Raw genomic sequence first — 13,013 nt, forward strand, 5'->3', positions numbered from 1 at the left:
GCCAGGAATGACACACTTGGAAAACGGCTGTAACCGTCATTCCTGCGAAAGCAGGAATCCATGCCTTTTACCGTGAAATAATTTTTACCCTGCTTTTTAAAGAGGATACGCAAACAGCAATGTTGATAACAGGCGCGAATCCTCTCTTTTCTATCCATTGTTTCAAAATCCTTATACGCATATAGTGTTACAGTTGTGTTTAACTCCTTCACTCTAAAATCAGGCGCAGGTAATTGGTACAGCTCGACAAGTGAGATAACCTTATCAATTCCGCTGCTTTTTTCCTCACAAACACCAAAACGGCGCATTAAGTCCGCCATTAGCTCATTTCGTGACTTATACTCATCAATAAATCTATCAGGCGGTATCAAGGGTCTGCCTGGATTGGAAATATCAATACGGTCGGTGTAAATTTCAATCACCACAAATGAACCGGTATCAGTTACATCCTGATGGATTAATGCGTTAGCCACAAGTTCACGAATTGCAAGTTCGGGATACATTCGGATATCTGTTCGTAACGCCCGTTTAATCACCTCGTTAGTAGGAAGCTGATCATTAATATAAGAGATTAGACCTTCGAATCCAACGGCATAGCCTTTGTCAGCTATAATATCTTTGATAGTTTCGAGCTTGTTTACACCCTTATAGATAATCACCCGTGGAGCTTTGCGCTGTAAGCCCTCAAACTGTCGTAAATTCTTTGCCAATAAGAGAGCGCCAAGGTTAGTTATGTCCCAACTGTATGCTTTTCGTTCAATTAATTTTTCGCTTTCACACCGGGAAATTACTCCGTCGCGCTCAACAGGGTAAGGGAGCTTTAAAAGGTCAAATAGACTCTGGGTATCAAGTAGACGCACTATGTCATCGGCGCTCACATTACTCATCGCCGAGCGAGAGAAAAAATCTGGACGACCTTCATCGAAAATACGACGAAGCATATCCTCAGTCATAGGCAACAAATTCTCTCCAGCTCGCATCAAATAAGCGCCTTTGTATGATAGAGCCGTTCCAGCCGGGCGGGAAGGGATTATAAAAACTAAAACCCTCCCATGTGAATGTGCTACTTCTTCTATATCTACACGAATACGAAGTTGTTCTGCGATGTATGCTTTTATGGAACCAGTATCATTAAACGCACTTGTGCCAACGACACGTCGTGGTGGACTGTCTGTTATACCCAACAGCAGATGGCCCCCACCCTCATTGGCAAGAGCCACACAGTAGCATAATAACTTGTCCCTATCGAATTGTTTTTTCGCTTCCTTGAATTCCAAATACTCATGCTCTTTGGGGACGGAAATCATATTGTCTATGTCCGTAGCTGTAAAAGTCATACTCTTATCTCTATCATTTTCATTGTATCATTTACGAATATATACCAACAGATATGGAACGTTTTGATCTCTTGCAATACAAAGATCAAGGATGTCGGCTCCGCCCCCTCCTTGATCTCCCCCGCAAGGGAATCAATTACTTGACTCCGTAAAAATACCATGTATTTTTATATTTAATCAAATAGAAATCTGCCATAAATCAGGTTTGATAAATTCTTGTCATTCCAGATAGAGCGGGAATCCATTCTTCAAACCGCACATATTAGCCTAATTTATGAAAAAAAATGTAAAAATATAGTTACCATCAATGTTTCCGTCTACCGTGAGAATTCAGTTAACCCTGTTTCTTATAAAATACCGACATCACGGTGATGTCATCGGACTGTGGAGCACCCTCGGTAAACTTAGTCACATCGCTGAGAACAACGTCAACCACCATCTTGGCCGACATATTGACGCAGGAGGCGAGTCGCTTTTCAAGCCTGTGTTCACCAAACAACTCGTGGGTTATATTCATAGCCTCGACAATGCCGTCGGTGTACATAAACACGCCATCCCCATTGGATAGCTGGATGGTCTCAACGCTGTAAATGGCCTCAGGCATGATGCCAAGGACTATGCCCACATCCTTTGTACCTATCGGCTGTATTTTACCGTCTGCCATGAGGTAGGGCGGGTTATGACCGGCGTTGGAGAAGGACATCTCGCCGGTTTTATAGTTTAAGATGACCATAAAGAGGGTTACAAACATGGCATCATCGTTATCTTTAGCCAGTTCGTTGTTGACCTTGTACAGGATATCAGTAACGTTGGGGTTGCCTGCTGCGATTGCCCGTATGAGCGTCTTTGCAACCGCCATAAACAATGCTGCCGGCATACCCTTGTCGGCAACGTCGGCCATCACAAGGCAGAGGTGATCGCCGTCTATGCTGAAGTAGTCATAGAAGTCACCACCTACGACCTTGGCAGGGGTGATAAAGGCATGGAGGTCTATGCCGTAGGTCTGTGAGAATTCCTCGCTGTTCTTGGACAGCATATTCATCTGTATCTGGCCGGCAAAGTGCAGGGACTCCTCCAGCTTTTGCTTTTCAAAGTTGTCAAAGGTCAGCCCCAGATTGGAAGTAAACATCTCCAGGATATTTTTATCGAGGTTGTCAAATCGCTTCCTGCCCTCAATGAATATCGTATTGGCAGGGATACTCTTGTTGGCGAAGTAGAGTATGCAGGCGTCCTTGATGTAGGTATTCTTTTTTTGTGCAAGTGCGTCCTTGAGTATATTGGTGACCTTTATGTCTATGGTGTCTTTGACCTCTGCCATTTGTCTGATATTCATGTTGCCATCTGCCTGAACAAAGACCAGGTCTTTGAGCACATCGCCAACGCTGTCGTGGGTGTTCTTGAAGAACAGGACTTCTTCCTTTATGTTTACCAATGAGCCTAACAACTTCTTGATCCTTACGACAAAGTCATCCGTGGACTTGAACTCAAAAAACGATGCACACGCCGTAAGGATGTTTTGCAGCCCCTTCTCTGCCCGTATGCGTCTTTTGATGTTGATCATCAGAACCGTTATATACACGTTGAGGATCATTAAAACGGCAACAAAACTCCAGATTATACGTTTATATTTGTAGTAGAAAGTCTCAGGCTCATACTTGATTTTGGCGTTTTTGGGCAGACTTGCAACATCAATATCAAACCTCTGAAGCGCCCTGTAGTCAAATTCCAGGACATGAGGGCTTTTTATTACAACGTCAGGCATGACGGCAGGGGTTTTGCTTCTGAGTACGTTGAGGGTCAATTTCCCAGCGGTTACACCCTGCTCAAAGCCACTTATCAACAGACCACCAACTATCCCATAACCCATCATATAATCCACCACCCCATAGACTGGCACGGCAGATGCCCCCGTGATCTCGGGCAGAGACTCCGACGGCGTAAACAATTTGCCGGTATTATCCTCAAAGAACGATAAATAAAGCGCAACACTGTCGCCACTTAACTTTGACAACGTATCTTTTAGTTCGGATATTGAGATGTTATCATAAAAGACAAACTTTACCCTGTCTTTAAAGCGCGGCGCCATAGCGTCGAATTCAGTTCTGTATAATTTACCTGTGGTGGTTTTATCGCTTATTATGTGTACCTGGGTGGTACTGGGGTGGACCTTTAAGATCATCTCCACATTGTCAGCTATATCCGTTTTCTCATTTACCCCCGTGTATAGTTTAAAATCTCCCATTTGTGTGGCATCGAAGTTGTTGGCGCCGCAAAAGACCACAGGGGTATTGGGCAGTATCTCATTGCTGTATTTTATCATAAAATTCAGTGCGTCATTGTCCGTGCAGATAACGAGTTCTATCTTTATCTTGGCATGTTGGAGTTTATTTACCAATAAATCCTTAAACAAGCGAAAATGCTCCGGCGTATTAACCCTCTTTGTATCCATGTACTCAACCATGAGGATAATCCCATCCTTTGGTGTCAATACGGACTCTATTCCGCTCTGTTCCTTATCTGTCCACTCATACCCCTTTGAGTAGGAGTTCAAGACCAGGACATACTTCTTCTCCGGTTCTTTATCTGCCCCCTCAACATACGAACAGACACCCGCCATACACCAGAATATAAAAAATACAACCAATAACCTTCTTTTCATCATCTGTTACCTATCTTTCTATTAAATTAAAAATCAACCCCCGACAATAAACTGATAGCGAAAATTTATGGGGTCAAGGGGACTGGTCCCCTTGTAGGGGGGTCTGAGGGGGGACAAAGTCCCCCATTCTCTTTATTTCTTTTTTTTTTGCGACAAACGTTCATTTAATATAGAGGTTGTTTGCCATGGCGCTTGATTCGTATACGGGTGGCACGTCAAACTTTCTTTCCCTGAGGATGGTTGCGTTCATAGCGATCACGCATTTTGAGCTGTTGACAACGGGGATATCCCCGGGGTGTTTCTTGTTGTCAAGTATCTCAACGGCCATCTTGGCGGCTACCTCGCCCTGTTCAAACGGGGACGTGGCTATGGCCAACATGCCGCCGTCTTCGGCAAAGAAGGCATTTGTACCGATTACCGGTATCGTTGACTCTTTAACGGTGGATGTAATAAGCTCCTTGGGTGTAACAAGTTCACTGCTGCCCGGGGTGCGTGATACCTTTCTGTAGTTTGAAGTGATTATATAGTCTGCCACAGCGGAGGCATCCCTGACAGCATTCTGCCAATCAGACAGGGAGTCCACCAGGTGCGTACCCACAAGGACGATGGGTGACCAGTTGAAGTTTCTGACCCAGCGCTCATCTCCCACGACGGTTTCAGACTTATCCCCGATGAAGAAGACCTTTAGCGGATTGCGGTTTACATCCCTGTTGCTATGTCTGCGGGTGAAGGTCAGGAGGCCGTCGGTGAGTGCAGTCAGGGGGAGACGCTCCAGTACGCCGGTGACGTTGTTGGCCTTATCAAAGCCGTAGGTTTTTAAATCATTGTTGACGCCGGTAAAGACGATCTTGATTTTTGGGTCATTGATGTAGTGCTTGGTGACATAGGCCTGGGCATCGTCATCGGAGGCGATGATGACATTCGGTTGCCATTTGTCGATCATTTTCCTGGCAATGAGGCCGGCATTTGCCTTGTACTCAGGCCAGGGGTGGCGCTTTGTATCGAGATAGTGCCACCTGACAAAGTAGTGAGACTTGTTTTTAATCACCCGATTTATCCCCGTATTGACATCCCGGACCCATGAATAATCCGTGTTATAACTGTGCAGGATCAACAGGCGTGGTTTACTGAGATTGAAATACAATAGCATCAATCCAACCTCAACAACAAAGAACATAAGAAAGATGTTTACAATGTATTTTTTCATAGCAATCCCGTCATCTTCCAGTAAGGTATAGTTGCGTATATGGCGATAATTTTAATCACGTTGACGAGCATGTTAAATTTCAGGAAGGACTTCTCGTCATACATCCCCTTGCTCAGGCTCATCTCCTGAAACTGCATGTAGTAAGAGCATTGATAAGGGAATACCCACATCTCACCGAGCACCAGGATGATAAACCCCAACACCCATGAGTTGACCCCTGCCAGGTCGGCCAGGGGCATAAAGACTGCCGCTACAAGAACAATCACCGCATTTATCGGAATGGCCAGGCGCATAATAAATATAATCGCACTGAGGATCAGGATAAAAAGATTAAAGTCATAACGCATGTAGTAAAACAGCCCCGTCAGCTTTCCGGCAATAACGGAGTCAAGACCAACGCTCTTCATGGTGCTTATTATACCAACAACGGTGGCCAGGTAGATCAGAAACGGCCAGTCTATCTTTTCCTTGAATTCCTTCTTTGAAAGCGTACCGAATATCAGCAACGCATACAGGATAGACATGGCCAGCCACGGAGGCTGTATCTTATGCAGTGAATAGGTGAGGATACCCAAAATGAAGATAGCCAGTCCTACTAATGTGGCCCACTCCTTAAAGGCCAACCTGCCAAGCAGATCAAGCTGTTTTCTTACCTGGCCCTTTGACACGGTTACCAATTCATCGTTTTTGTACATAAAGCGCAGGGCTATATAATACAGGATGAGGATTATGGCACCGGTTACCGAGGCCGTAAAAAACCACGACATCCATTGAAATTGCTCCTGCACCTGCAGGGGCATCATACCCAGGACAACAAAGTTGACGGACTTACTGGTAAGAAATATGGCTGAAAACAGTGTGGCTCCCGCAAAGGTTGAGGTGGCAAGTTGTGTGGCGGCCTTGTTTTTGCGTTGCATGTGAGTCGTTTCGATGATGTCGTTATAGAAAGGGCTTAAGAGGGCAATCCTCCCGTTTGCTGTGGGAATAATAGGCGTAAGCACGCTACCCATAAACATCATACCGATATTGAGGCCAAACTGCGTCTTTGGTAGCACCAACATCATCAGCAAGATGATCCTGTAGCTCAACCCGGAGGTTATGATCACCGCACCCAGCCCAAGGACACTCATGGCCATGAAAAACCCTTCCGACACAAACCCCGACAGTATGACCTCCGGTGGCGCTATCCCCAGACACAGCGTTGCCAGAGCGGCAAAGATACCCGGCACAAATTCATCCACCAGCTTGAATACCCACATGCCAATTGTGGCTGTTAATATCCCTATAAACAGAAAGGCATTTATTTCAAGCCCGTACTTGTGACCCAGGAACATGGTCAATGGTGACAACAGGCATATACTTGCCCAACCTGCCGGCTTTAACATATTAGATTTCCCGGTATCTTTGGGCTTTTGTACCTGTGTTGCTGCCGACCCTAATTCCACCAGACCGCTGCTTTGCGTATCTTGCTTACAGCGTATAGCGTCTACCAGAGCAGAGAAAAACTTCCCCCTGACATCCATGTTCTTAGCCAGTACAACAGACAACTTCTCCCGGTTGATTATTAATGCCGTTACATCAGTGAGTGCGACTGCTGTTGACAAATACTTCATCAGAGCCGTACAGCTTTCGATACCGACCTTGTCTCCCTCGCCGGCTATAACGTCGAAGGTATTATAGGTAATATTCACCTCACCGCTTGTCAGGATATAAAGATTATCGGCCATATCTCCGGCATGATAAATGCCCTGCCCGCTTGAAAACCGCTGTGTTACCACATGCGGCAAGAGGTAGGCCATATCACGCTTGTCAATGCCTGAAAGTATGTCATCATTGGACAGACGGGAGATTATCCCTTTGCTTATCTGGACTGTATCAGAGCTTTCTATGCCATCCATTTTTCTAAACAACCCTTGCCCTAGTTGATTTTGACGACAAATGTGTACCTGTTTCGGTTGTCTACCCTGTCATATTTGACATCATCGACGCCATTTACTGCCAGGAATATTCCGAGTCCGCCGATAGGTCTGTCTTCAAGGGGTTTTTGCAGGGTTTCTTCCTCCATCTTTTCGCGTTGAAAGGGGTCAAACGGCTCCGAGTCGTCATACATAAATACCATGAGCTGGTTGTTACTGCGCTGCACCTCAAAATCAAGAACTCCCTCAATGCCGTTTTCCAGATAGCCATAGTTGATTATATTTGCGGCTATTTCGTCAATTGCAAGGGCCAGGTTATACGTCTTTTTTTTATCTAGGCCAACTTCTTTGGCCTCTTCTGTTACAAACTCTCTTATTGGACTCAGAGAGTCTAATACTGCCGGAAACTCTTTAGTTTTCACTGCGAACCTCCTGTTGGGCAAGTTAACAAAATCATGGATTATAGGGTAGCATATTTGAAAGGTGTTGTCAAGTTTTTTTACCACCTCAACAGTCGGCGTACTTACGCAAATCCTTTATCTCTATGTCCGTCATCTGCGTATAAACTTCATTTGGTATACTGATCGGATTCGAGTTTTTTCGGGTATCAAAATTGCTTGAATAGAAAAAAGAAAGGGGCGGCTCCGCCCCCCTTTAAAACCCCCTGCAAGGGGGCCAGCCCCCTTGACCCCATTATTTGCCATTCTACATAATTTAGTCAGTCAAATATCATGCCTGAAAAAAAACTGCGCCATTTCAGTATATGTCCTCAATGGTCTGAAGATTCCTTCAATCAATCGCTGCCGTCATCACCGTAGCCCTCGCCGCTGTTGTAATCGCCCCACTTGGCTATGAACTTGCCCTTGGCGCTGAACTTCTGGATGCATTTGGTCCTGGTATCTGCCACGTAGACGTTGCCACCGGCATCTGCCGCTATGGCAGAGGACGCCTTAAACTGGCCGTCATCGCTGCCCTCACTGCCCCATTGGACAACAAACTTGCCCTTGGCTGTGAATCTCTGTATCCGGTAGTTGGACTTATCCGCCACGTAGACGTTGCCACCGGCATCTGCCGCTATGCCAACAGGACTATCGAACTGACCTTCCCCGCTACCGAAACTGCCCCACTTGGCAATGAACTTGCCATCGGCGGTAAACTTCTGGATGCGATTGTTAAGGGTATCGGCTACATAGACGTTGCCACTGTCATCTGTTGTTATGGCGCCAGGCCAGTTAAACTGCCCATCCTCGTTGCCTTCTCTGCCCCATTTGGCAATGAACTTGCCATCGGCGGTGAACTTCTGAATGCGACTGTTAGAGGTATCCGCTACGTAGACGTTACCACCTGCATCTGTAGCTATGCCGGAGGGGCGATCGAACTGCCCATCCCCGCTACCCTCACTGCCCCATTGGACGATGAGCTTACCATCAGGGGTGAATTTCCGGATGTAGTTGCCGTAGGCATAAGCAACGTAGATGTTGTCGTTGCCGCCTGTTGCTACGGCAGAGGGATAATCGCCAGCATTGGGATTACCGTTGACTGACCATCTGCTTACTAACCTCCCCCTGGAGGTGAAGCGCTGGATGAGGATATCCCCAACGTAGACGTTACCACCACTATCCACTGCTATGGCAGAGGGGTGATTAAAAAAGCCGTCGCCAATGTCGCCAAGTTTGGCAATCAATTTCCCGTCGATATTGAATTTGTGGATGCAGCGCTTACCCATAGTAGCCACGTAGACATTACCCCTGGCATCTATCGTTATACCGGAAGGCCAGAATCCATGCTCATCCCCTGCGTCTGCTTCCCACATGGCAATGAACCTGCCATCGGCGGTGAACTTCTGGATACGGTAGTTGCCTGTATCAACGACGTAGACATTGCCGTTGCCATCCGTTGCTATGGCCGAGGGTGATTTGAACTGACCATCCCCGGTGCCTTTACTGCCCCATATGGCGATGAACTTGCCATCGGCGCTAAATTTCTGGATGCGATGATTGTCCGTATCGGCGACGTAAATGTTGCCACCGGCATCTGTCGCTATGCCATGGGGTTTGTTGAACTGGCCATCCCCGGCGCCCTTGCGACCCCATTTAGCGATAAATTTACCAGTGTCGGTGAACTTCAAGATTTCATGACCTCCACAGTCAGAGACGTAGACGTTATCGTTGCCATCTGCCGCTATACCGCAAGGGAAACCATCCCTATAGTTATTTCTGTCACCAATGCCCCACTTGGTAATAAACTTGCCATCGGCGGTGAATTTCTGGATGCGTTCGTTGTTTGTATCGGCGATGTAGATGTTACCTCTGCTATCTGCTGCTATGGCGGAGGGTATTTCAAAGTGCCCATCTCCGTTGCCCTCTCTGCCCCATTTGGCGATGAACTTGCCCTTGACGTTGAACTTCAGGATGCGATTATCAAAGGCACTGGCAATGTAGATGTTACCGCCGGCATCCGTCACTATGCCGCGAGGTGAAGAGATATAAGATGGTTTGTCAGACTTAGTCCACTCCTGGAGACGTCTCTCTTGCGCCGCTGCACCGTCTGCAAACCACACAAACACAACAACCCCCAACAACAACATTGCCGCCCTACACCGCTGCAGGCTTTCTCTCTTACGCATAATCCCTCCATCTTTAAACTCCCTCCGGCTCTGTCGTGCAATTAATCAGAGATTGCAACCTCAACGACCAAAGGGGTTCGCCTGTTATTGTCGAAACAATCGACAGCATATATTATAGCAGTTTTCGATTGTATTATAACAAATTTGTTATACTGATGGGTGCATAAATTTTTGGTGGGCAAACAAGATGTCCTTTACGGGGTCAAGGGGACTGGTCCCCTTGCAGGATGAGGGTCTGAGGGAGAAGGACAGAGTCCTTCTCCCTTTTTTTCCCCAAGCACCCACCACTTTTTTATGCACCCCAAAGAAAGGTGCCCTTGACAAATGTCTCGTGGGTAATGTTAGCATAATATATATATGGATACCTTGACTCATAACGACACACTTGCAGCCCGGGAACTCTATGAGGTCGATTTTTATCAATGGGCGTTTCATAATGCCGACCTGCTGCGGCAGGGCAGATTCTCGGAGATAGACCTGGAAAACATAATAGAGGAGCTGGAGGGGATGGCCAGAAGAGACAGACGAGAACTTTTTAACCGACTAGCGGTATTGATAATGCACCTGCTAAAATGGCAGTACCAACCAAAGCGGCGTAGTGAAAGCTGGAGTACAACAATAGGTACTCAAAGAACAGAAATTGCTTTTTTACTTGCGGACAGCCCAAGCCTGAAATATAACACAGAAATTGTTATAGCTAAAGTATTTATAGAAGCTAAACTAAGATTTGAAAAAGAAACAGGAATTAGCGCCAAACAATTACCTGAGACTTGTACCTATACATTTGAAGATTTAATAAACCATGATTTCTGGCCCGAATAACAAGGAGTAAATGGGTAGTGCTGATTAGCGGATGAACATTGCGGTGCTGTATGCGGTGGCCGTTGAGGGATGGCTGTTGAACGAGACCCGTTTTTCAGGTCATAGCGTCTGTTTGTACGAAACCGGCATGGGCAAGGTCAACGCCGCACACGTCTGCACGCTGGCCATAGAGCGTCAGCGTCCTGACCTTGTGATCTCCACGGGGATATGTGGGGCGTACCCCGATACGGGACTTGTCAGGGGGGATGTGGCCGTTGCCCGCAGGGAGATTTATGGCGATGAGGGTGTCGTCCTGGCGGATGGCTTTGTCGGGCTGGAGGAGATCGGGATTGCCCTCTTCAGGGACGGCCAGAGGGAGTGGTTTAACGTCTTTGACCTCGACCAACAACTGGTTGACTATGCCACCGGACAACTGGGATGTCTCAGCGGGACATTTTTGACGCTCTCTACCTGCACAGGCACGCTTGCACGGGCAATGCAGTACAAGGAGATGTTTGCCCCCCTCTGTGAAAACATGGAAGGGGCAGCCATTGCCCACGTCTGTGTCATGACACACACGCCCGTGCTGGAACTCAGAGGGGTAAGCAACATCGTGCAGGACAGAGACCTCGGCACGTGGGATATCAAGGAGGCCGCCAAAAACTCCCAGCAAGCCGTCATAAGGCTGATAAATTCTCTGCCCTCAGAGGCCACACGACAATTCCCTCCGGCATAGGGACTGGAAGGTCCGCTACAACGTCTGAGACAGGAATCTGAAAGTAAGCTCTTCCAGATTAGACTTGTCATCGGTGAGGAGTGGCCTGTTTTTGTCAAACTTCATTTCAACTAAATTTGTGAGAAAGTTGTTTGCAACGGATGAAAGCTCAACTGGCATGTTTTGCAGAATACGGTTTTTTATATATTCCACGTCGTATTTTTCAGAGGCGGCTACTATCACAGTATTACCCCCTGACTGTATTGCGTATGTCTTTGGATATACGCTTGAAATGGTATTGCCTATAGCGTTCACCAGCAAGGAACGTTTACCGTCACCCAACACACCAATGACATTCATTACCATGATACCGTTTGGTTGTAGAATGGCCTTTATTTCTTGAAAAAACTCCTTTGTTGCCAGATAAAATGGTATGTAAAACCCTCCGTGGTATACATCTATTTCAACTATATCATATTTTTTATGTATACGTCTTACGAAGTTCTTGGCATCCTCGACATATATCTTAAGCCTTGGGTTGGTTGTGTCCATATTAAAATAATCCCTGGCAACGTCAACGACAAGCGGGTCTATTTCGACAGCGTCAACCATTGCGTCGTAATGGTTCAGAAAATTATTGACAGACATCCCTGCACCAGTTCCCAGGACCAGGATATCCCTTGTATCTGTTAGCAGAGGGATAACGGAAAAAGACCCAATGTATCTAAACACAGATGTTGAGCCGCCAAGCGCATTGTTGAAAGCCATTCCCTGCAAGGCGCCCGAATTTAAGACCATCGCCCTGCCCTCGGGTACGTTAAAGACCATAACAAGGTTATAGGGGGACTCCTTTTCAAATATCAAATCCGGATTCTTGGCGGTTTTCTTCAAGTGCATAGGAATGACGATTAATCCCAACAGGATCAAAAACTTATATTTTCTTGTTGTACATGCCCCAAATGCCACAAACAAGAAGCCTATGCACCCGATGAGCGTTGTATGGGAACCAAATCTGGGAATAAAATAGAAGGTCGTAAGCAGGCTGCCGGCTATGCTGCCCACTGTGGAGACGGCAAATATACTGCCAGATATCTTTCCCACATTCTGTGTATTGGCAAGGATTTTGATTAAATACGGCGATATCATTGACATTAGCATCATCGGTATAAAGAATAAGGTAAATGAAGAACATATCGCACCCCATATAGCGCCAAACCTAAGGAAATATTCCATGATGGGATAATGCGTGAAACCTATAACCACCAGATATCCCGCACTTATATATAAAATAATCAACAGCGCCCTATAAGACGTATATTTGTCGGCCAGGATACCGCCAACAACATAGCCCACAGAAAGCGCCGTCAACACCATCGTTATCATACTGCCTGAAATGTATACGGAGTTACCATAAAAAGGTGCAAAAAGCCGAAACCCAAGTATTTCAAGGAGCAGGATACCAAAACCGCCCACAAATGATATAGTGTATGCCCTCAGCAGCGATATCCCTCGTGTCTTTACATTGCTATTGCTGACATCTTCCATGTATATATCTCTCCTTATAACACATTTGGGTCTTTGTGCTCTGAAACCAATATTTATGCTACATGCTAACATATGTATGAATATGTTGTCAACACGTGCCCTGAATCCGGGTGCATAAACTTTTGGTGGGTAAGATAAACGGGGTCAAGGGGTCAGCGACCCCCGGCTCAGTGGGGGACTGGTCCCCTTGCAGGGGAGGTCAAGGAG

General features: G+C 46.5%; 9 protein-coding genes. 2 read left to right on the forward strand and 7 right to left on the reverse strand.

Annotated features, from left to right (window positions below; all coding sequences use genetic code 11):
• The 6 genes from HWQ67_RS05050 to HWQ67_RS05075 form a co-directional block, all read right to left on the reverse strand.
• The coding region (locus HWQ67_RS05050) for an ATP-binding protein (RefSeq protein WP_218251560.1) at positions 1-1,337 on the reverse strand (1,337 nt) is incomplete at its 3' end.
• Positions 1,338-1,671: 334 nt separating this feature from the next.
• Positions 1,672-3,999 (reverse strand): ABC transporter substrate binding protein, encoded by a 2,328-nt coding sequence (locus HWQ67_RS05055; RefSeq protein WP_218251561.1) that lies wholly within the window; start codon positions 3,997-3,999, stop codon positions 1,672-1,674.
• A 157-nt stretch (positions 4,000-4,156) separates the two neighbouring features.
• Positions 4,157-5,203, reverse strand: coding sequence for an ABC transporter substrate-binding protein (locus HWQ67_RS05060; protein ID WP_218251562.1), 1,047 nt, complete (start codon positions 5,201-5,203; stop codon positions 4,157-4,159).
• A complete protein-coding gene (locus tag HWQ67_RS05065) occupies positions 5,200-7,101 on the reverse strand; it encodes an SLC13 family permease (RefSeq protein ID WP_218251563.1) in 1,902 nt (633 codons plus the stop codon). The genes HWQ67_RS05060 and HWQ67_RS05065 overlap by 4 nt, the downstream gene beginning before the upstream one ends.
• A 20-nt stretch (positions 7,102-7,121) precedes the next feature.
• Positions 7,122-7,541 carry an ATP-binding protein gene (locus tag HWQ67_RS05070; protein ID WP_218251564.1) on the reverse strand — a complete coding sequence of 140 codons (420 nt, stop codon included), beginning with the start codon at positions 7,539-7,541 and terminating at the stop codon, positions 7,122-7,124.
• Positions 7,542-7,912: 371 nt separating this feature from the next.
• Positions 7,913-9,745 (reverse strand): 6-bladed beta-propeller, encoded by a 1,833-nt coding sequence (locus tag HWQ67_RS05075; RefSeq protein WP_218251565.1) that lies wholly within the window; start codon positions 9,743-9,745, stop codon positions 7,913-7,915.
• Positions 9,746-10,102: 357 nt separating this feature from the next.
• Here HWQ67_RS05075 and HWQ67_RS05080 point away from each other — a divergent pair, with 357 nt between their 5' ends.
• Together HWQ67_RS05080 and mqnB are read left to right on the forward strand one after the other, a co-directional pair.
• Positions 10,103-10,567, forward strand: a complete 465-nt coding sequence (locus HWQ67_RS05080; protein ID WP_218251566.1) for a DUF29 domain-containing protein — start codon at positions 10,103-10,105, stop codon at positions 10,565-10,567.
• Positions 10,568-10,598: 31 nt separating this feature from the next.
• A complete protein-coding gene (gene mqnB / locus HWQ67_RS05085; protein ID WP_218251567.1) occupies positions 10,599-11,282 on the forward strand; it encodes a futalosine hydrolase in 684 nt (227 codons plus the stop codon).
• 15 nt (positions 11,283-11,297) lie between these two features.
• Here mqnB and HWQ67_RS05090 read toward each other — a convergent pair whose 3' ends face one another.
• Positions 11,298-12,806, reverse strand: coding sequence for a spermidine synthase (locus tag HWQ67_RS05090; protein WP_218251568.1), 1,509 nt, complete (start codon positions 12,804-12,806; stop codon positions 11,298-11,300).
• Positions 12,807-13,013 lie beyond the last annotated feature (207 nt).

The organism is Candidatus Magnetobacterium casense (assembly GCF_019173545.1).
Lineage (GTDB): Bacteria > Nitrospirota > Thermodesulfovibrionia > Thermodesulfovibrionales > Magnetobacteriaceae > Magnetobacterium > Magnetobacterium cryptolimnobacter.